25 protein-coding genes are annotated in these 18,973 nt (G+C 73.3%); 13 read left to right on the forward strand and 12 right to left on the reverse strand.

Annotated elements, in window-relative coordinates; all coding sequences use genetic code 11:
- Positions 1-57 precede the first annotated feature (57 nt).
- Positions 58-1,023: a non-homologous end joining protein Ku gene (gene ku / locus KSED_RS09700; RefSeq protein WP_015779918.1), complete on the forward strand. Its 966-nt coding sequence runs from the start codon at positions 58-60 to the stop codon at positions 1,021-1,023.
- 46 nt (positions 1,024-1,069) lie between these two features.
- Here the strand turns inward: ku and KSED_RS09705 are convergent, their stop codons facing one another.
- Complete coding sequence (locus KSED_RS09705) at positions 1,070-1,627, reverse strand: DinB family protein (protein ID WP_015779919.1); 558 nt, start codon at positions 1,625-1,627, stop codon at positions 1,070-1,072.
- 167 nt (positions 1,628-1,794) lie between these two features.
- Here KSED_RS09705 and KSED_RS09710 point away from each other — a divergent pair, with 167 nt between their 5' ends.
- From KSED_RS09710 to KSED_RS09730, 5 genes are all read left to right on the forward strand, one after another.
- A complete protein-coding gene (locus tag KSED_RS09710; protein ID WP_015779920.1) occupies positions 1,795-2,439 on the forward strand; it encodes a hypothetical protein in 645 nt (214 codons plus the stop codon).
- The gene (locus KSED_RS09715) at positions 2,436-3,110 is read left to right on the forward strand and encodes a hypothetical protein (RefSeq protein WP_015779921.1); all 675 of its coding nucleotides are present in this window, start codon (positions 2,436-2,438) and stop codon (positions 3,108-3,110) included. Before KSED_RS09710 ends, KSED_RS09715 begins: the two co-directional genes overlap by 4 nt.
- 103 nt (positions 3,111-3,213) lie before the next feature.
- The gene (locus KSED_RS09720) at positions 3,214-4,932 is read left to right on the forward strand and encodes a DNA integrity scanning protein DisA nucleotide-binding domain protein (RefSeq protein ID WP_015779922.1); all 1,719 of its coding nucleotides are present in this window, start codon (positions 3,214-3,216) and stop codon (positions 4,930-4,932) included.
- A 114-nt stretch (positions 4,933-5,046) separates the two neighbouring features.
- Positions 5,047-5,973: a cation diffusion facilitator family transporter gene (locus KSED_RS09725; RefSeq protein ID WP_015779923.1), complete on the forward strand. Its 927-nt coding sequence runs from the start codon at positions 5,047-5,049 to the stop codon at positions 5,971-5,973.
- Between the two features lie 40 nt (positions 5,974-6,013).
- Positions 6,014-6,649: a hypothetical protein gene (locus KSED_RS09730; protein ID WP_015779924.1), complete on the forward strand. Its 636-nt coding sequence runs from the start codon at positions 6,014-6,016 to the stop codon at positions 6,647-6,649.
- 62 nt (positions 6,650-6,711) lie between these two features.
- On the opposite strand, the gene KSED_RS09735 is transcribed toward KSED_RS09730, so the two are convergent.
- The 3 genes from KSED_RS09735 to KSED_RS13780 all read right to left on the reverse strand — a co-directional run bounded on the left by KSED_RS09735 (position 6,712) and on the right by KSED_RS13780 (position 10,385).
- Positions 6,712-7,083: a cupin domain-containing protein gene (locus KSED_RS09735; RefSeq protein WP_015779925.1), complete on the reverse strand. Its 372-nt coding sequence runs from the start codon at positions 7,081-7,083 to the stop codon at positions 6,712-6,714.
- A gap of 61 nt (positions 7,084-7,144) precedes the next feature.
- Complete coding sequence (locus tag KSED_RS09740; protein WP_015779926.1) at positions 7,145-10,069, reverse strand: cation-translocating P-type ATPase; 2,925 nt, start codon at positions 10,067-10,069, stop codon at positions 7,145-7,147.
- Positions 10,070-10,118: 49 nt separating this feature from the next.
- On the reverse strand, positions 10,119-10,385 hold the full coding sequence (locus KSED_RS13780) for a hypothetical protein (protein ID WP_015779927.1): 267 nt from the start codon (positions 10,383-10,385) through the stop codon (positions 10,119-10,121).
- 408 nt (positions 10,386-10,793) lie between these two features.
- Between KSED_RS13780 and KSED_RS09750 the strand changes: the two genes are divergently transcribed.
- Both KSED_RS09750 and KSED_RS14225 read left to right on the forward strand, forming a co-directional pair.
- Positions 10,794-11,024 (forward strand): hypothetical protein, encoded by a 231-nt coding sequence (locus KSED_RS09750; protein WP_015779928.1) that lies wholly within the window; start codon positions 10,794-10,796, stop codon positions 11,022-11,024.
- 59 nt (positions 11,025-11,083) lie between these two features.
- A complete protein-coding gene (locus KSED_RS14225; protein ID WP_258172037.1) occupies positions 11,084-11,284 on the forward strand; it encodes a response regulator transcription factor in 201 nt (66 codons plus the stop codon).
- A gap of 3 nt (positions 11,285-11,287) precedes the next feature.
- Here the strand turns inward: KSED_RS14225 and KSED_RS13785 are convergent, their stop codons facing one another.
- The 5 genes from KSED_RS13785 to KSED_RS09780 are packed head-to-tail and all read right to left on the reverse strand — an operon-like array spanning position 11,288 to position 13,464.
- Entirely contained in the window at positions 11,288-11,656 is a 369-nt protein-coding gene (locus tag KSED_RS13785; protein ID WP_015779929.1) for a HepT-like ribonuclease domain-containing protein, read from the reverse strand.
- Positions 11,653-11,955 (reverse strand): nucleotidyltransferase family protein, encoded by a 303-nt coding sequence (locus KSED_RS09765; protein WP_015779930.1) that lies wholly within the window; start codon positions 11,953-11,955, stop codon positions 11,653-11,655. The genes KSED_RS13785 and KSED_RS09765 overlap by 4 nt, the downstream gene beginning before the upstream one ends.
- A 59-nt stretch (positions 11,956-12,014) precedes the next feature.
- On the reverse strand, positions 12,015-12,353 hold the full coding sequence (locus tag KSED_RS09770) for a YnfA family protein (RefSeq protein ID WP_015779931.1): 339 nt from the start codon (positions 12,351-12,353) through the stop codon (positions 12,015-12,017).
- 3 nt (positions 12,354-12,356) lie between these two features.
- Positions 12,357-13,058 (reverse strand): HesA/MoeB/ThiF family protein, encoded by a 702-nt coding sequence (locus KSED_RS09775; protein ID WP_015779932.1) that lies wholly within the window; start codon positions 13,056-13,058, stop codon positions 12,357-12,359.
- Positions 13,048-13,464, reverse strand: a complete 417-nt coding sequence (locus KSED_RS09780; RefSeq protein WP_041291559.1) for a molybdenum cofactor biosynthesis protein MoaE — start codon at positions 13,462-13,464, stop codon at positions 13,048-13,050. Before KSED_RS09780 ends, KSED_RS09775 begins: the two co-directional genes overlap by 11 nt.
- A 143-nt stretch (positions 13,465-13,607) precedes the next feature.
- Here KSED_RS09780 and KSED_RS09785 point away from each other — a divergent pair, with 143 nt between their 5' ends.
- Together KSED_RS09785 and moaC are read left to right on the forward strand one after the other, a co-directional pair.
- On the forward strand, positions 13,608-14,522 hold the full coding sequence (locus KSED_RS09785) for a molybdopterin molybdotransferase MoeA (RefSeq protein ID WP_015779934.1): 915 nt from the start codon (positions 13,608-13,610) through the stop codon (positions 14,520-14,522).
- Positions 14,519-14,995: a cyclic pyranopterin monophosphate synthase MoaC gene (gene moaC, locus KSED_RS09790; RefSeq protein ID WP_015779935.1), complete on the forward strand. Its 477-nt coding sequence runs from the start codon at positions 14,519-14,521 to the stop codon at positions 14,993-14,995. The genes KSED_RS09785 and moaC overlap by 4 nt, the downstream gene beginning before the upstream one ends.
- A 33-nt stretch (positions 14,996-15,028) precedes the next feature.
- On the opposite strand, the gene KSED_RS09795 is transcribed toward moaC, so the two are convergent.
- Complete coding sequence (locus KSED_RS09795; RefSeq protein WP_015779936.1) at positions 15,029-15,511, reverse strand: MogA/MoaB family molybdenum cofactor biosynthesis protein; 483 nt, start codon at positions 15,509-15,511, stop codon at positions 15,029-15,031.
- A 24-nt stretch (positions 15,512-15,535) separates the two neighbouring features.
- On the opposite strand from KSED_RS09795, the gene moaA reads away from it, so the two are divergent.
- Genes moaA through mobA form a run of 3 tightly spaced genes read left to right on the forward strand, consistent with a single transcriptional unit; the run spans position 15,536 to position 17,414 of the window.
- Positions 15,536-16,552: a GTP 3',8-cyclase MoaA gene (gene moaA / locus KSED_RS09800; RefSeq protein ID WP_015779937.1), complete on the forward strand. Its 1,017-nt coding sequence runs from the start codon at positions 15,536-15,538 to the stop codon at positions 16,550-16,552.
- Positions 16,553-16,557: 5 nt separating this feature from the next.
- Positions 16,558-16,797, forward strand: coding sequence for a MoaD/ThiS family protein (locus tag KSED_RS09805; RefSeq protein WP_015779938.1), 240 nt, complete (start codon positions 16,558-16,560; stop codon positions 16,795-16,797).
- A complete protein-coding gene (mobA, locus tag KSED_RS09810) occupies positions 16,794-17,414 on the forward strand; it encodes a molybdenum cofactor guanylyltransferase (RefSeq protein WP_015779939.1) in 621 nt (206 codons plus the stop codon). The genes KSED_RS09805 and mobA overlap by 4 nt, the downstream gene beginning before the upstream one ends.
- Here the strand turns inward: mobA and KSED_RS09815 are convergent.
- On the reverse strand, positions 17,392-18,255 hold the full coding sequence (locus KSED_RS09815) for an ABC transporter permease (RefSeq protein WP_015779940.1): 864 nt from the start codon (positions 18,253-18,255) through the stop codon (positions 17,392-17,394). The two genes, mobA and KSED_RS09815, sit on opposite strands and share 23 nt — an antisense overlap.
- Positions 18,252-18,947 (reverse strand): molybdate ABC transporter substrate-binding protein, encoded by a 696-nt coding sequence (modA, locus tag KSED_RS09820; protein ID WP_015779941.1) that lies wholly within the window; start codon positions 18,945-18,947, stop codon positions 18,252-18,254. The genes KSED_RS09815 and modA overlap by 4 nt, the downstream gene beginning before the upstream one ends.
- Positions 18,948-18,973: the final 26 nt, after the last annotated feature.

Consider the following 18,973-nt stretch of genomic DNA (forward strand, 5'->3'; position numbering starts at 1 on the left):
GGCCACCGGGCCCACCGCTGGGGCGACAGCCCACCCCATCGCCCCTACGCTGGGGCCATGCGTGCAGTGTGGAGCGGTGCCATCTCGTTCGGACTGGTCAACGTGCCGGTCAAGGCCTACACCGCCGTGGAGGACCACGACATCTCCTTCCACCAGGTGCACGACGCCGATGGGGGACGCATCCGCTACCAACGCACCTGCGAGGTGTGCGGCAAGAAGGTCGACTACCAGAACATCGACAAGGCCTACTCCGAGGGGGACGACACGATCATCCTCTCGGCCGAGGAGCTCAAGGAGCTGCCCGCGGCGGAGGACAAGGAGATCGAGGTGCTCCAGTTCGTCCCGGCCGACCAGGTGGACCCGATCATGTTCGAGCGCAGCTACTTCCTGGAGCCCGAGGAGAAGTCGCCGAAGTCCTACCTGCTGCTGCGCCAGACCCTGCAGGACACCGACCGCGTGGCCATCGTGCAGTTCTCGCTGCGCAACAAGACCCGGCTGGGCGCCCTACGAGTGCGGGACAAGGTGCTCCTGCTGCAGGGGATGCTGTGGGCCGACGAGGTCCGCGAGGTCGAGTTCGCCGGGACGAAGTCACGGGCCAAGATCGGGGAGAAGGAGCTCAAGCTCTCCGCTGCGCTCGTGGAGCAGTACGCCTCGGACTTCACCCCCGAGGAGTTCGAGGACGAGTACCAGGTGGAGCTGCGTGAGCTCATCGACGCCAAGCTCGAGGCCGGGGACACGCTCGACACCGACGCCACCGAGGGCAAGGCAGCCCCCGACGGCGCAGCGGAGGCGGATGACGACGCCGAGGTGATCGACCTGATGGAGGCGCTCAAGTCGTCCCTGGACCGCAAGGCGGGCGGCTCGGGCTCGGGTGAGAAGTCGACCTCCTCGGCGAAGAAGTCCGGTTCTAGCAGCAAGAGCGGCTCCGGTTCGTCGGGCGGCTCGGGCAGCAAGAAGAGCACGTCGAAGAAGACCTCCACGTCTTCGAAAAAGACTTCCGGGTCCGCCAGCAAGAGCGCCTGAGGCCAACGCAGCCACTCCGCGGTGCCACGACCGGCGCCCGGCGGCGTCACCCCATCGTCTTCTGACCGTCCAGGGCCTCGCGGATGATGTCGGCGTGTCCTGCATGCTGGCTCACCTCGGCCAGCACGTGAAGCGCCACTCGCCGGACGGACCAGCGCGCCCCCTGCTCGAACCACGGAGCCTCTGGCAGGTCGTGCTCGGCCTCCAGGTCCGCCGATCCGAGGAACTCCTCCGTAGCCGCTGCGACCTCGAGGACCCGCTCCCGCAGCCGATCCAGGGTCTCCGTCTCCGACAGCTCGAAGCGGGTGTCGACCCATTCGCTGCCCGCCCAGTCATCCCCGGAGGCCTGCGACTGCGCTTCCACCGCCTCCCAGTCGACCTCGGTGGAGTACACGCCACTGCCTGACATCGCCTGCGCGCCGCGGGCCGCGAACGCCATCCACTCCTCCTCGGTGTCCGCCACGTGCTTCAACAACCCCGCCACTGTGAGCTCACTGACGGTGCTGCGGGTCCGGGCCTGCTCCTCACTCAGACCCTGGGCGGCCTGCAGCAGGAAACCGCGGTGGCGAGCCAGTGCCTCGATGAGGGTGTCGCGCTCGGTCATGGTCCCTCCCCTGTCCTGGTTGATCCGTTGTCCCCACGCTAGCGCCGCCCGGTGACAACCTGCCCGATTCCGACCGCAACCGGGCTCAGGAACATCGGGGCGCCGTTAGGGTCTCTGCATGACCGGGCGGGCGGACAGGACCCCGCAACGACACGAGGGGGGTGACTATGAGCGACACCACAGGTAGATCCACGGGGCGGCCACGGACCGCCGAGGAGCTCCACGGGCAGTGGCGCACCCGCGGCGAGGTCGTGCTGGAGGCGGTGAACGCCTCGGCGTACCTCGTCTCGAACATCTTCTTCGGCCTGAGCGTCGCCCCGGGGGTCACCGGCCTGACCTTGCTGGTCCTGGCGATCGCCGTGGGCGCCGTGCGGTTGGGGATCATCGCGGGAGCGCTGGTGGCACTCTCCCTGACGCTGGTGGCCTTCGGCGCGCGGCAGCGCCGGGCCTGTCACCGTCGCCCTGCGCCGGTGTGGGCCGTCGACCGGCGGGGTGTCACCATCGACGGGGTGGGGCCCGTCCCCTGGGGCGAGCTCGAACCGCCCCGGTGGCGGCTGGAGTTCACCCCCACCCATGGAGGCCTCAACTGGGTCCGGGCCCTCTCCCTGACGCTGGTGGCCCTCGGCGCGCGGCAGCGCCGGGCCCTCGACCTCCACCCGCAGGCGCGCGCGGTACTCAACGTGGCCGCGACCCCGGTGGGCTCGCACACCCCCCTGCTCCACCCGGTGCGGATCCCGATGATGAAGGGAACCCCCCGCGGGGAGTTCGTCGCCTTCCTGGCCCAGGCCCACGCAGAGATGAGGAACCCATGACGCCGCACCCTGCCTCGAGCCCCCGCCCCGGGGTGTCGGGACAGCAGTCCGGAACCCCCGGCACGGGAGGTCGCCGCTCGGCAGAGGACCTCCTGGCCGAGTGGCGGGCTCGCGGCGAGGTCGTCGTCGAGGCGGCCCGTCCGGCGTTCCTGTTCGCCTCCTCCATCCTGCTTCCGCTCAGCATCGGGGCGCTCCTGTTCGGCCTCGTGGCTGCCGGCGTCGCGGTGGTCCAGTCCGAGCCCTCGGCCGCGGTCGCCGCCGTCGGCGTGTTCGCGCTCGCGATCGCCCTCGCGGCCGGCGCGTGGTGGGCGCGACGTGCCAGCCGCAGCCGCCCGGGGCGCGTGTGGGTGGTCAGCCGGCAAGGCATCACCATCGACGGGGTGGGGCCCATTCCCTGGGGCGACCTCGAACCGCCGACCCAGCGCATGGAGCCCGCTCCGCGGGACGAGGGCAACCAGCTGGCCCTGGTGATGCCCTTCACCCCCGCGGGTCAGCAGCAGGCCGACCTGCTGGACCCCTCCCTGCGAGCGGTGCTCAACGAGAACGCCGCCCCCCGGGTGTTCGGCACCCCACGGGTGACCTCGGTGCGCATCGTGGCGATGAAGGGCACCTCCCAGCGTGAGTTCTTCCGCTTCTTGACGTGGGCCCACACCGAGCGGACCGGGTCGTGACCCGGTAGCCGCACGAGGTGCAGGTCGCGGCCCACCAGGCCGTCGGGAAGCGCCGCCACCTGCCGGTCGCTCGCGGTCCCGTGGGCTGGGAGAATGCCTCCCCGTGACCGGACGTGCGATGTGGGATGGACAGGCCGACCTGCGGTGGTCGATGGAGCAGCTCGCCGACGAGGCCCTCGACCGCGCGGGGGTCGAGCTCGACGCCCGCGGCTTCCTGGTGGGCCTGCCGGAGCACGACCCCGGCCTGCCGGTGGTGATCGAGCCCTCCCGGCGCGCCTTCGACGTCACCGGCCTGGACAGGCTGATGGAGGCCGCCCAGCGCCAGTTCGAGGCCCTGCCGGAGCCGGAGGAGCAGGACGAGTTCACCGCATCGGAGCACTACGACGCCGCGCGCCTGGAGGGGTGCCGCCGGCAGGTGGTGGCCGAGGCCCTGACCACGGGCGCCCGCTTCGCCGACCGGACGCTGCGGGTGGGCCTGAGCGTGGTGGTGGGCGAGTACCGGGTCTTCCCCGTGCTGGCCGTGCGCAAGGCCGCCCTGGAGTCGCTCCCGCGGCTGCACCGCCACCAGGTCGGTGGTCTGCCGGTGGACGAGTCCTTCCCCGAGGCGATCATCACCGACGTGCTGCGCGCCGTCTCCCGCGAGCTCGACCGCGTGGTGCCCACCACCCTGATGGGCATCGATGCGGGGGCCATCCTGCGGTCGGCCGCCGACAGCTTCGTCAACGGCGTCGTCTCCCGCACCGGGCAGGACTTCTCGCACGGCCTGCGCGACGCCCTCGATGCGGTGTCGGCCGAGACCTACGAGGGCCGCGCGAGCCTCGGGTCGATGGTGCTGGCGGCCCGGGAGCACCCGGCGGTCACCGCGGACATCCACTTCGACCACGAGACCGCCCTGTCGGCACCGAGCCTGTTCCGCAAGATGCTGGAGATGTCCGGCCGGGGCCTGCGGCTGCTCACCGACGGGCGGGTGGCCTTCGGCCTGGGTTCGCTCTCCGGGACCTACGACGCCTCCACCGAGGAGTGCTTCGTCATCGACGTGGTCGGCAACGGCGCGTGGGAGCTGTGGCACGGCGGCACGGCGCTGTTGCGCATGGACCACGGGCAGCCGTCGGTGCCGACCGAGGCCATGGACCCCGACACCTTCGCCGACACGGTGCGCCGGGTCTTCGGCCAGGACGGCGACGCCGAGGTGCTGTGGGACATGGCCCAGGCCTGCGCCGGGCAGCAGCACGGCACGATGCTGGTGGTGCACCCCGACGCGGCCACCGAGGGCCGGCGGCTGTTGCCGCAGGCGTTCACCATCACCCCGACGGTGCTGGGCGAGCGGGCCTTCCGCACGCTGACGAAGATCGACGGCGCGGTGCTGGTCGACCCGCGCGGCGCGTGCCACGCGGTGGGCGTGATCCTCGATGGGGCTGCCACCGGCACCGGGGACGGCAGCCGGGGAGCGCGCTACAACTCGGCGATCCGGTACCTGGCCGGTCAGGGGCGTGGCTCGATGGTGATCATCGTCAGCGAGGACGGCAAGATCGATCTGTTGCCGACCCTCATGCGCCGGGTGAGGCGGCAGACCGTGCAAACGCGGGTGGACCAGTTCCTGGAGGCCGTCGAGGACCACGAGGACTACGAGAAGCTCGCCCGCCTGGACCGCTCGTGCCAGCAGCTCGAGTTCTATCTCACCCAGGAGCAGTGCGAGGCCCTCAACAGCGCCCGGGAGGCCGTGGAGGACCGCCGGTGGGCCGAGGACCGGGTGCGCCTGCAGGTGGTCCCCGTGCAACCGCACCCCGCGATGGACGAGTCCTACTTCATCGATCCGGACTGATCTCGGCCGCGCCGGTCCGAGCCCGTCCGAGCTGCTCCGGCCGGCTCGTCCCCGCTGCCCGGAGCGCCGCCCGGTCTCGTTACGATCGACTCCCCTAGGGGAGGAGGAGCAGGCATGGGTGCCGGCCACGACCACGCGCACGCCACGGCGAGCACGGCCCGCTCGCGGCTGGCGGTCGCCTTCGCCCTGACCTCCTTGGTCGCGGTCTCCCAGGCCGTGGGCAGCGTCGTCACCGGCAGCCTGGCCCTGCTCACCGACACCGCCCACGCCCTGGTCGACGCCTCGGGACTCCTGGTGGCCCTCGTGGCGGCCACGATGATGACCCGGCCGGCCAGCAGCGCCCGCACCTGGGGCTTCGCCCGGCTGGAGGTGCTCGCAGCCCTGGCCCAGGCCACCCTGCTCGTCGTCGTCGGGATCTACACCGCCGTCGAGGGCGTCCGGCGGCTCTCGGCTCCCCCGGAGGTGCCGCCCGGTGAGCTCCTGGTCTTCGGCGTCGTGGGCCTGGTGGTCAACCTCCTGGCCATGCTGGTCCTCGCCGGTGGGCGCGACGCCAGCCTCAACATGCGCGCCGCCTTCCTGGAGGTGCTCAACGACGCGCTGGGCTCGGTCGGGGTCATCGTCGCGGCCCTGACGATCCGCTTCACCGGCTTCCTGCGGGCCGACGCCCTGGCCGGCCTGTTCATCGCCGCGCTCATCGTCCCCCGGGCCGTGCGGATCCTGCGCGTGGCGCTGCGCATCCTCATGGAGTACACCCCGGAGGGGGTCGACCTGGACGAGGTGCGCCGCCACCTGCTGGAGCGGGACCACGTCCTGGACGTCCACGACCTCCACGCCTCGGCGATCGGCACGAACTTGCCCATCCTCTCGGCCCACGTGGTGGTCGAGGAACGCTGCTTCGAGTCCGCCCACGCGCTGGAGATCCTGCAGGACATGCACGAGTGCCTGCGCACGGACTTCCCGGTGGCCTTCGAGCATGCCACGATCCAGCTGGAGACCCCGGCCATCCACGCGCAGGAGCCGACACACAGCCTGCACGACTGAGACGGGGCTGCGCCGTCGGCAGCCCCACAGGGAGGACCCCGTGACCGCACTGATCCCCGACCCGGGCCAGCGACTGCTCGGCGAGCTGCTGAACCGCGGCACCGTCGTGGTGCCGGTGACCCGGATCGGCGCCGCCTGGGTGGTGGGCGGGCTGTCCGCTGCCGCCGCCTCCGTCGCCCTGCTCGGCGCTCTCGGCGTGGTCCTGGTGCTGACCCAGGAGGGAGGCACCGGGGCCGCGCTCGCGGTGGCCGCGGGGACGGCGCTGCTGCTGGCCGTCACGGTGGTCGCCCTGGTCCTCGTGCGCCGCGGTGGGCACCGGCCGGTGGGCCAGTGGGTCCTGGACGCCCGGGGCGTGACGGTCGACGGTGTCGGACCGGTCCCCTGGGGCGACCTGCTGCCCCCGGAGCACCGGATGGAGTCGGCCCCTCGCGACGACGGCTACCGCCGGGTCCTCGTCATGCCGCTGACCGAGGCCGGTCAGCAGCGCGCGCTGGGGCTGGCCCCTGCGCAGCGACGGGTGCTCAACGAGGCCGTTCGCCCCACCGTCTGGGGACCCCGACCGCTGCAGACGCTGCTGGTCCGCCCCACCCCCGAGCTCTCGCAGGAGGAGCTCGGGGCCGTGCTGGAGCAGTCCCGCCAGGCCGCGCTGACCGGCCGGGTCCCGGTGCCCCGCTGAGGAGGCAACCCCGGCCCCGCGGCCCGGCTGAGCCGGGCGGGTGTCGGCCGGCTGCCCGCTCCTCAGGAGTGGGGCAGGAGCATCGTCACCGTCAGCGTGGTCGGCTCCAGGGCCGTCACGGCGTGGCGCAGCATCGGCGTGAGGTGGAGCATCTCGCCGGGCGCCAGCTCGATCGGGCCGTCGGGGAGCGTGAGCTCGACCCGGCCCCGGTGCACCTGGATGATCACCGGGTGTCGGGCCGCGTGGTCGGCCAGCACGTCACCGGCGGCGAACTCGAAGACCACGACCTTCCCAGCCTCGGTGGCCAGGACGTTCTTCGCCCCGGGTCGGCCGCCACGGGACTCCGCCTCGCCGAGGAGCGGGACCCGGGTGGCGGTGCCGGGGTCGTCGTCACTGCCGGCGGCGGTGCCGTCCACGTGGTCGTCGAGCGTCATGGGTTCCTCCTTCATCGGGTCGCCGGACGGTCCCCGGCGTGTTCCGGGGACTGCGGCCCCGTCAGGTCAGGGCAGGTTCCAAGCGCGGTGTGGGCTCGGCCGGGGCAGGCTCACCACGCCAGCGGAGCACCACCTTGCGGAGCTCGTCGAACCAGAGCACGCACGAGGCCAGGGCCAGGCACTTCAGCCACTGGTCGAGGGTGAGCGCCTCGGTGCCGAAGGCCGCCTGCAGGAAGGGCACGTGCACCACGGCCACCTGCGAGACCAGGCCGAAGGCCAGCGACAGCCACAGCCAGCGGTTGGTGAAGAGGCGGTGGAAGGCCGAGACGGTCTCCGAGCGCGAGTTCAGCGCGTTGAACAGCTGCGCGAGCACCAGCGTGGTGAAGGCCGCGGTGCGGGCGTTCTCCACCGACTGGTGCCCCTCGACGAGCCCGCCGGGCAGCTCCATGTCCAGGGCCAGCAGGGTCACCACGGCCATCACCAGGCCGATGGTGAGGATCCCAGTCCACATCCGGGTGTTGATGACCCGCTCGGAGAGCGGGCGGGGTCGGGCGGCCATGACGTCCTCGGTCTCGGGGTCGATCCCCATCGCGAGCGCCGGCGCCGAGTCGGTGACGAGGTTGATCCAGAGGATCTGCGTGGCCAGCAGTGGGGCGACGACGGCCTCCCCGTGGCCGGTCAGGCCGAGGTACTCGGCGAGCATCACGCCGAGGAACATCGTGAGGACCTCACCCATGTTCGAGGAGAGCAGGTAGCGCAGGAACTTGCGGATGTTGGCGAAGATCACCCGCCCCTGCCGCACCGCGGAGACGATCGTGGAGAAGTTGTCGTCCACGAGGATCATGTCCGCGGCCTGCTTGGAGACCTCGGTCCCGGTGACGCCCATCGCCACCCCGATGTCGGCCTTGCGCAGGGCCGGGGCGTCGTTCACCCCGTCGCCGGTCATGGAGACGATCTGCCCCTCGGCCTGCAGGGCGGCGATGAGCTGGAGCTTGTGCTCCGGAGCCACCCGGGCGAAGACGGAGACCTCCCGGACCACCTCGCGCAGCTGCGCGTCGTCCATCCCGTCGAGCTCCGGACCGGCGACCGCCCGGGCGCCCTGCCCGACGATGCCGAGCTCCTGGGCGATCCGCAGGGCGGTGGCCGGGTGGTCCCCGGTGATCATCACGACGCGGATGCCGGCCCGATGCGCCTCGGCCACGGCCTCGGCGGCCTCGGTGCGGGGCGGGTCGATGATGCCGACCGTCCCGACGAGGATCAGCCCCTCCTCGAGCGCCAGGCCCGCCTCGCCGTCGAGGGAGCCGTCGCCGGCCAGGGCCGCCTCGTACTCCCCCGGCTCCAGCGGCCGGTAGGCCACGGCGAGGGTACGCAGGGCCTGGTCGGACATCTCGGCGACGTCGCGCTCCACCTGCTCCCGGTCGGCGGCGGTGAGATCCACGACGCGCTCCCCCTCCCGGGCCCGGGTGCAGTGCTCGAGCAGCACGTCGGGGGCGCCCTTGGCGACGAGGGTCCGCTGGACGCGGCCCTCCGCGTCGGTGTGGTCGGCGTCCTCGACGACCACCGACATCATCTTGCGGTCCGAGGTGAAGGGCACCTCCCCGATCCGGGTGAACCGCTCCTGCCGCCGCTGGGTCAGGCCGGCCTTCTGCTCGGCCACGACGAAGGCCGCCTCGGTGGGGTCGCCGATGACCGACCACGAGCCGTCCTCCTCCTGCCGGACCTCGGCGTCCGAGGCCAGGGTGCCGCCGCTGAGGACGACGATGTCCTCCTCGCGCAGGTCCAGCTCGGGGTCCTGCTCCAGCAGCGGGGACCCCTCGACGAGCACATCCCCCTCCGGTGCGTAGCCGACCCCGCTGATCTCGGCCGCGCCGGAGCGGGAGCGGACCCGCACCATCGTCATCTCGTTGCGGGTCAGGGTGCCGGTCTTGTCCGAGCAGATCACCGAGGCCGAGCCGAGCGTCTCCACCGAGGAGAGCGACTTGATGATGGCGTTGCGCCGGCTCATCGCCTGCACGCCGATGGAGAGCACGAGCGAGAGGATCGCCGGCAACCCCTCGGGGACGGCGGCCACGGCCAGCGAGACGCCGAGCAGGAGCACGTCGACGGCGTCCTGGGCGGTGCGGATGTCGCTGGTGAGCGCGACCGCCCCCATGACCACCAGGGCGATGACGATGACCGACCGGCCGAGCACCTTGCCGACGCCGGCGATCTCCTTCTCCAGCGGGGTGGACTCCTGCTCGGTCTCGTTGAGCATCCGGGCGATGTGCCCCATCTCGGTGCCCATGCCGGTCTCGGTCACCACGGCCCGCCCCAGTCCCTGGGTGACCGCGGTGCCCTTGAAGACCATGTTCGTCCGGTCGCCCAGCGGGACGTGCTCGGCGAGCGTGGCCGGGGACTTGGTGACCGGCTGGGATTCCCCGGTCAGCGAGGCCTCGGCCACCTGCAGCGAGGAGGCGCGCAGGAGGCGGGCGTCGGCCGGGACCGAGTCGCCCTCGGCGAGGACCAGCAGGTCACCGGGGACCACCTCGGTGGCGGGGACGCGCAGCTGCTGGCCGTCGCGCACCACCCCGGCGGTCACCTCGGACATCCGCTGCAGGGCGGCCACCGCGTCGGCGGCCTTGCCCTCCTGGACGTAGCCGATGATCGCGTTGGCGACCACGATGAGCAGGATGACCACGGCGTCGACCGGGAGGCCTTGGGCCCCCTCGAACCACCAGGCCGCCACCGAGATGACGATGGCGGCCAGGAGCAGGTGGATCAGCGGGTCGGAGAACTGGCGGGCGAGGCGCTTCCAGGCCGGTTCCGGGGGCTCGGCGTCGAGCTCGTTGGGGCCGTGCTGCGCCAGCCGGGTGGCGGCCTCGGCCGAGCTCAGACCGTGCTCGGGGTCCGTCCCCAGCTCGGTGGCCACCTCCGGCCCGTCGACCAGGGCCCAGTCGCGCTCCTGATCGGCGACGACCGGGGTGCTGAACGATGCGGCGTGACCCATGTCTCCACGCTAGCCGCCTTCCCCGACAGGCCGCCCGCGGGCCCCAGGGTCAGTCCTCGGGGTCCACCTCCTGGCCGCCCATGAACTCCTCGACCCACTCGGGGAAGCCGTCCTTCTCGGGGAGCGCCCACTCGGCCGGTACGTCGATGCCCTGAGCGGTGACCCAGGCCCGGAAGTCCGCGACCGCCTCGGGCTCCTCCGGCGGGCACTGGAGGGCGAGGAGGTCGACCTCGTCGAAGCCCACCGCGAGCATGGCGAGCAGGTCGCGCGGGTTCTCGGCGACCGTGCCGGTCTCCCCGTCGGAGCCGAGGACCACGGCGTGCACCTCACCGCCGTCGCGCCACAGTGCCAGCCACGAGCCGTCGCCCGAGGCCTCCGCGATGGGGAGGAGCCCGTCGGGCGTCCGCCCGTCGAACCAGTCGGCGAGGTCGAGACCGACCGCGAAGACCGGCCGAGCTGCTCGTCGTCGGGATACGCGGTGAGGAAGGGGCCCTCTTCGCCCTTCACGACGTGGCCCTGCTCCTCCATCCAGAAGAAGGCCTGCTCGAGCTCTGCGGGAAGGGGGCCCACGAGGGGTGGTCGGCGGTCAGCTAGTCCCCGAGGCGTGACATGCGGCCAACCTAACCAGTCGGCCCACGCCGGGAAAAGGGTGAGTCCGCGACACCAGCCCAGACGGCCGCCGAGCCGCGCCTCCGCCGCCCGGGGAGCCCGTGCAGGCTTCGGGGTGAGGTCGGACTCGCAGAGTCCCACGAGCTCCTCCGATGCCACGACCTCGAGCAGCCAGAAGGCCTCCGAGTCCACCGAGAGCCGGTACTGGCCCGCCACCGAGGGCGAGGAACTCTTTGGCGTGATGACCAGCGTCGAGGGCAGGAGGGGCGACACCGAGGTGGTCTTCCAGGGCGAGGAGGCAGAGATCACCTTCACTCAGCCCAAGAACGCCACCCCGAAGGGCTGACGCCCGCAACACCCCGCTGGGGCTGGTCAGTCACCGCAGACTGACCAGCCCTGGCCCGGCTGGCCCCGCTGAGCGAGCGCGAGCGGGAGGTGGTCGGCGCCGTGGCCCGGGGACTGAGCAACGCCGAGATCGCCGCCGAGCTCTTCCTCTCCGAGGCGACCGTCAAGGCACACCTGGCGCACGTCGTCACGAAGCTGGACGCCAACCGCACCCAGGTGGCGACCCTCGGTCACGACGCGGGGCTCGACGAGACCGGCTGAGCCTCAGCCGTCCTGGCCGAGGATCTCCTCGATCGTGATCCGGAGAGCCCTTGCGTGCTGGGACACCACCTGCCACACGATCTCGTAGTCCACGGCGTCGTACTCGTGGGCGATGCGGTTTCTCATGCCGATGGCACGCCTCCACGTGGGATCCGCACGTCGCTCCTCGAGGAACTCTTCGGGAAGCCGACGCACGGCCTCACCCAGCTTCAGCACCAAGGAGTCCGCGGCCAGGTGGGGCACACCCAACTCCGGGTCGGAGTCGAACCACCCACGCCCTCTGGCGGCGAGGGCCTCGGCTCGGAGACAGAGCCGGTGGACGTCGTGTAGGCGTGCAGCCGTCCCCGGCTCGAGCTCACGGAGCGTGCTCACAGGGCCACCGCGGTCCGCAGGATCTCGTGCCCGGGGCGGAGCGCTCGGGAGGCCACGAGTTCGACCGGCACCTCCAGCAGGGCCTCGGCCTCCTCGGCGGCGTCGATGAGCTCCAGCAGATCAAGCTGAGGTGTGACGTCGACGAGAACGTCGAGATCGCTCCCGGGGACGTCCTCACGACGTGCCACGGACCCGAAGACGCGGGGGTTGGTCAACCCGTGACTGGCAAGCAGGGCGATGAGCGCAGACCGGTGCCGCGCCAGGGCGCGCCCCGGCGTCGTGACCGGCATCGTCTCCATGGCCTCATGCTATCGAGAAGGCCCGTCAGGGACCCAGGGCCGACACCACCACGTGAGCCTCAGCCGCCGGAGCGCGGGGCGTACATGATCACGGCCATGCCGAGCAGACAGACCGCAGCGCCGAGGAGGTCCCAGCGGTCGGGCCGGTAGCCGTCGGCCACCATCCCCCAGAGGATCGAGCCGGCGACGAAGACGCCCCCGTAGGCGGCCAGGACCCGGCCGAACTCCCCCTCGGGCTGCCAGCTGGCGACCACCCCGTAGAGCCCCAGCGCGATGACCCCGGCGCCGACCCAGACCAGCCCGCGGTGCTCGCGCAGTCCCTGCCAGACCAGCCAGGCGCCCCCGATCTCGCAGAGGGCCGCGAGCACGAAGAGTCCCAGCGAGCGCAGCGTGTCCATGGCTCAGGCCCCGCGGGCCACGAGCGGCATCTCGCGCACCGTGCCGGCCAGCAGGTCGACCACGGCGATGCGGCCCACCAGGGGCCGCCCCTGCCCGGTGAGCAGCTTGACCGCCTCCGCGGCCTGCCAGGCACCGAGCATCGCCGGGGTGGCCCCGAGGATCTGCGGCGGGGCGGGCAGCTCCTCGCGCATGGCGCTGGCGTCCTCCCACTGCGGCCCGCCGGGGACGAACACGCTGAGCACGCCCTGCCAGCCGTCGATCGCCGACCAGATCCAGGGCACGCCGGCCTCCCGGCAACTCGTCGAGATGGCCGTGCGGGAGGCGACCTTGTCGGTGCAGTCGAGCACCACGTCGAAGCCCTGCACGAACTCGGCGTCCTGTGCGGTGAGGCGGCGGACCTCCCCCTCGATCCGCGACTCGGGCGAGAGCTCCCGCATGCGGGCCACGACCCGCTCCACCTTGAGCGCACCGAGGTCGGCGTGCGTGAAGAGGGTCTGCCGGTTGAGATTGCTCAGCTCCACGACGTCGTCGTCGAGGAGCACGACCCGCCCCACCCCGCTGGCCACGAGCGCGGGGATCGCCCCGGCCCCCAGCCCGCCGCAGCCCACGACGAGCGCCGAGGAGGCCCGCAGCACCCGGTTGCCCTCCTCGAGCAGCACCCGCTGCCGGGCCCACTGGTCGTCCTGCAGCGCGTCAGCACTCACCGAGACCCACCCACTCGTCACTCCAGTCCGTGAAGACCTGCTTCTTCCACACCGGCACCCGCTCCTTGATGCGCTCCACCAGCTCGGCGCAGGCCGGGAAGGCCCCCGCCCGGTGGGCCGAGGCGCAGCCGGCCACCAGGGCCACCTCGCCGATCGCCAGATCGCCCACCCGATGCTGGGCCACAGCCACCACGTCGAACTCCGCCTCGATCTCGGCGACCACCTCTGCCAGCACGCGCTCGGCCTCCGGGTGGGCGGAGTAGCCCAGCGAGACCACGGACCGGCCGTGGTCGTGGTCACGGACGACGCCCTCGAAGAGCACGACGGCGCCGTGGGTCCGGTCGGCCAGGTCCGCCCGGACGGCCGCCGCCTCCAGCGGGGTGGACTGGACGGTGGAGGCAGGCATGCGGCCCAGCGTACGGCGCAGGCAGGATGGGCCCATGACCCAGCCCCACTCCGCCCCGCAGACCGCCTGGCAGCGCACCCCGGCCGAGCACGCCGCAGCCGTCACCGCGCTCGCGCCGAGCCCCCGCACCGAGCGGCTCCCCCGTGCCGCAGGGGGCCGACACCGTGGTGCCGGTGGAGCTCACGGACATCCCCCGCGGACCGGTCCCGCTGCCCCAGGAGGTCCGCGTGGACGAGCTGCCGGCCGGGGACAACATCCGCGCCGCCGGCAGCGACGTGACCACCGGGCAGGTCGTGGCGGAGGCCGGGACGGTCCTCGACGCCCTCACCCTGGGCGCCGTCGCCGCGGTGGGGGTGGCCGAGGTCGAGGCCACCCGCCCGGTGCGGGTCCGGGCCGTGGCCACGGGGGACGAGCTGGCCCCGCTGGGCACCGAGCTGGGCCCGGGGCAGCTCCCGGACTGCAACTCCTGGCTGGTGCACGGCCTGGCCACGGCGCTCGGCCATCCCACCGAGCGGGTCCTGCTCGACCACGACGACCCGGAGGAGCTCGGCCGCCGCCTGCCGGAGCTCACCGCGGACACCGACCTGCTCGTCTTCACCGGCGGGGTGAGCGCCGGCGCCTTCGAGGTGGTCCGCCAGTGCCTGGAGCCCCGCGGCATCGAGTTCGGGCAGGTGTCCATGCAGCCGGGCAAGCCGCAGGGCGTCGGGCAGCTCGACGGCGTGACCGTGCTCTGCCTGCCGGGCAACCCGGTCTCGGCGGTCGTGTCCTTCCTGGCCTTCGCCCGCCCGTGGCTGGATGCCGCCAGCGGCCGGGAGACCCCCGGGCCGGTGACGACCGTGCTCGGCGACGGGTGGGCCAAGAAGCCGGGCCGCACCCAGTACATGCCCGTCACCCTCAGCCCCGAGGAGGGCCGGCTGGTGGCCCGGCGGCGCAGCGCCGAGGGCTCCCTCTCGCACCTGGCCTCCCGCCTGGCGGGGGTGGACGGATTCGCGATCGTCCCGGCTGCGGCCGAGGGCGTGCAGGAGGGGGACCTCGTCGAGGTCATGATGGTGCCATGAGCCAACCCTTCACCCATCTCGACGAGCAGGGCGCCGCCCGCATGGTCGACGTCACCCACAAGCAACCGACCGTGCGGCACGCGACCGCGCGGGCCACGGTGGAGCTCGGGCCCACCGTGGCCACGGTCATGGACGACGGCGAGGTCCCCAAGGGGGACGTGCTGGCGGTGGCCCGCATCGCCGGCATCGCGGCGGCCAAGCGGGCGCCGGACCTGCTGCCCCTGGCCCACGTCATCGGCGTGCACCACGCCCGCATCGAGCTGGAGCGCGAGGGCGAGCTGCTCACCATCACCGCCGAGTGCGGCACCGCCGACCGCACCGGGGTGGAGATGGAGGCCCTCACCGCCGCGAGCGTGGCCGCCCTGGCCGTGGTGGACATGGTCAAGGGGCTCGACAAGGCCGTCCGCATCGGCGGGGTGGAGCTGATCGCGAAGTCCGGCGGCAAGTCCGGCGACTGGCACCGCGAGGGCTGAGCCCGCCCACCGGGTCCCGGGGCCGGCGGCCCCTCAGTGGTCACCGCCGCGCACCTGGTCGAGCAGGTGGTCCAGCAGCGGATCGAGCACGCCGATCGCGTCGCGCACCCCGCCGGTGCTGCCGGGCAGGGTGATGACGACGGTCCGCCCGTGCTCCCCCTCGACGAGGCCGGCCACCCCCCGGGTGAGCGGCGCCCCGGCCACGCCCTTCGCCGCGCCGACGGCCCGCACCTGCTCGATGATCCCTGGGATCTCGACGCACAGCAGGGGCGCGACCACCTCGGGTGTGCGGTCGCGGGGCGTGACCCCGGTGCCGCCGGTGGTGAGCACGAGCTCGGCCCCCGCCTCGACGGCCCGCCGCACGGCCTGCGCCACGGGCTCCCCGTCCGGCACCACCACCCGCTCCACCGTGTGCCCCCTCCCGGCCAGCCACTCGGCGAGCAGCGGCCCGGAGCGGTCCTCGGCTCGACCGGCGCTCGGCCGGTCCGACGCGGTGACGACGTGACTGGTGACCATGTCCCGCATCGTAGGGTTGAGGTCATGTCCCACCTGCCGCTCGTCGACCGGTTCGGCCGGGTGGCCACGGACCTACGACTCTCCGTGACCGACGTCTGCAACCTGCGCTGCACCTACTGCCTGCCGGAGGTGGTCGACGGCTGGCTGCCCCGTGCCGAGGTCCTGGACCGCGAGGAGCTCGTCCGCCTCGCCCGCATCGGCACCCGGACCCTGGGCATCGAGAAGATCCGCCTCACCGGGGGCGAGCCGCTCACCCGCCCCGACCTGGTCGAGATCGTCGCCGACCTGCACCGCGCCCTGCCCGAGGTGGAGCTGGCGCTCACCACGAACGGTCTCGGCCTGGCCCGGAAGGCCGGTGCCCTGCGCGAGGCCGGGCTGTCCCGCGTGAACGTCTCCCTGGACACCGTCGACCGGCACACCTACGCCCAGATCACCCGCCGGGGCCGCCTCGACGAGGTGCTCGAGGGGCTCTCCGCGGCGGTCGCGGCCGGGCTCACCCCGGTGAAGGTCAACTGCGTCCCCACCCGCGGGATCAACGACGACGGCCTGCTCGACCTCGTGGACCACTGCGTCGAGACCGGCTGCGAGCTGCGCTTCATCGAGCAGATGCCGATCGGTGCCCCCCGCGACTGGGCCCGGGAGAACCTCGTGACCGCCCAGGAGGTGCGCGCCCAGGTCGCCACCCGGTACGAGCTGCGCGAGGTGCCGGCCCGCGGGGCCGCTCCCGCCGAGCTCTTCGACCTGTGGCGCGACGGGGAGCAGATGGGCCGGATCGGCACCATCGCCTCGGTCACCGAGCCCTTCTGCGGCTCCTGCGACCGCACCCGGATCTCCGCCGACGGCCAGCTGCGCTCCTGCCTGTTCTCGCAGGACGAGACCGACCTGCGCGGCCTGCTCCGCGGCGGCGCGGACGACGAGCAGATCGCCCGCGCCTGGCTGGGCACGATGGCCGCCAAGCCCCGCGCCCACGGCTCGGACGCCGGTGGCTTCGGCGAGGACTTCGTGCAACCCGAGCGACCCATGAACGCGATCGGAGGATGACGACCATGACCCTGCAGATCCGCTGGTACGCCGGCGCGGCCCAGGCTGCCGGCACCGAGTCCGAGACGGCCACCCTCAGCGGGCCCGGCAGCATCCGGGAGGTGCTCGCCGCCCACCGCCCGGGCGCGGCGGCCGTCCTGGAGCGCTGCAGCTTCCTCGTCGACGGCCGCCGCCTGGAGGGTGAGGAGCCCTTCCCCACCGAGGCCGGCACGCTCGACGTGCTGCCGCCCTTCGCCGGCGGATGAGAACCGGCGAGGAGGTCACCCTCGAGAACACCGCAGCAATCGTTCTCTCCGGCGGGCGATCCGCCCGCATGGGGAGGCCGAAGCACGCGCTCGTGCGGGACGGTGTGACGCTGCTGGAGATCGCGCTCTCAGCCTGCCCCGGGGCGCGTCCGGTCGTGCTCGTGGGACCGGTCTCCCTCCGCGCCGAGCTGAACGGCCCGCCCCAGCCGGAGCACCTCGTCGTGACCCGCGAGGACCCGCCGGGCGGGGGACCGTGCGCGGGCCTGGCGGCCGGCATCGAGCGGGTGCCGGCCGGGGTGGAATGGGTCCAGCTGCTCACCTGCGACCTCCCCCGGGCCCCGGAGGTCGTGGCCGCCCTTGCCGCCGTCGAGCCTCCCCGCGGGGCCGCGGCGGTTGTGGCCACGGACTCCTCCGGGTGGCCCCAGCTGCTCTGTGGCCGCTACCGGGCGGCACCCCTGCGGGCCGCGCTGGCCGGGGAGGTGCGGGACCGCTCGGCGCGCCGGGTGCTCGGTGATCTCGTCCGTCAGGAGATCCCGCTCGAGGACGTGCTCCTCGCCGACGTGGACGACCCGGACGCCGCCCGGCGGGCCGGGTTCAGCCCGCCCGGCGGCTGGTGAAGCGGGACAGCCCACCGGCCCACCGCCCGCGCAGGGCCACGATGACCAGCGCCGAGACGAGCAGGAGCACCACGCTCAGGGTGATCGCGGCCTGCGGGTCCGTCTGCATCGTGAGGTAGACGGCCAGCGGCATCGTCTGCGTGCTGCCGGGCAGGTTGCCGGCGAACACGATGGTGGCCCCGAACTCCCCCAGCGCCCGCGCCCAGCACAGGACGGTGCCTGCCACGAGCGAGGGCAGGGCCAGCGGCAGGGTGACGCGGCGGAAGGTCTGCCAGGCGTCGGCCCCGCACGTCCAGGCCGCCTCCTCGAGGCTGCGGTCCCGCTGGGCGAGGGCACCGTCCACGGTGGTCACGAGGAAGGGCATCGCCACGAAGGTCTGGGCCAGCACCACCGCGGCCGGGGTGAAGGGCAGGGTGACGCCGAACCAGGCGTCGAGCCGCTGCCCCAGGAGCCCGGTGCGCCCGAAGGCCATGAGCAGGGCGACACCGCCGACGGCCGGGGGCAGGACCAGGGGCAGGGTCACCAGGGCGCGCACCCCGGCGGCCACCCGGCGGCGGAACGCTCCCCGCTGGTCGCTCGCTGCCAGCCACCAGGCCAGGGGGACGCCGCACAGGACCGAGAGCGCCGTGGCCACGCTCGAGCTGGTCAGCGAGAGCACGAGGGCCTGCTGGACCGACTCCCGCCCCAGCACCCCGGGCATCGCGACCCAGTCGGCCCGAAGCAGGAGCGCCACCAGCGGCACGGCCACGAGGGCCACGGCCGCGGCCGCCAGCAGCGCCAGCGGCGCGGCTGACCAGTCGGTGCCGGACCGACGGGAGACCGGTGGGGTGGGCCTCGTCATGGCGCCGGGGCGAAGCCGGCCTCGTCGAGGGCGCGCCCGCCGTCCTCGGACCGAACCGCGTCGACGAGCTGCTGCGCCAGGTCGGCCTGCGCGCTGCCCTCGACGACGGCGATCGGGTAGTCGGTCGTCCCCGCGGCCCGCTCCGGGAGGTCGATACCCCGCACCCGGTCCCCCGCCGCCCGGACGTCGGTGGCGTAGACGAGCCCGGCGTCCACCTCGTCGAGCTCCGCCTTGGCCAGGACGGCGCGCACGTCAGGCTCGAGGGTGGCCGGCTCCACGTCCAGCCCCTGGTCGGCGAGCACGGCCTCGGCCAGCGCACCGCAGGGCACCTCCGGCTGGCAGAGCGCGAGCTCGACCCCCGGCCGTGCCAGGTCGGCCAGCCCGTGGACGTCACCGGGGTTGCTCGGCGGCACAGCCAGCTGGAGGCGGTTGCGGGCGAAGACCTCCGGGGAGCCCACCCGCCCCGCCTCCACGGCCGGGGCGAGGGTGCGCTCGTCCGCGGTCGCGATCACGTCGGCGGGGGCCCCGGCGGCCACCTGCGCGGCCAGGGCGGAGGAGCCCCCGAAGCTCAGCCGCACGGTGGTCCCGGGGTGGTCCTCCTCGAACTGCCCGGCGATCTCCTCGAAGGGCTCCCGCAGGCTGGCGGCGGCCAGCACGGTGAGGGTGCGCTCCTGTCCCTCACCCCCGTCCACCCCGGGCCCGGCGGGATCCGCACCTC

The sequence above is a fragment of the Kytococcus sedentarius DSM 20547 genome, from assembly GCF_000023925.1.
GTDB classification, from domain to species: domain Bacteria; phylum Actinomycetota; class Actinomycetes; order Actinomycetales; family Dermatophilaceae; genus Kytococcus; species Kytococcus sedentarius.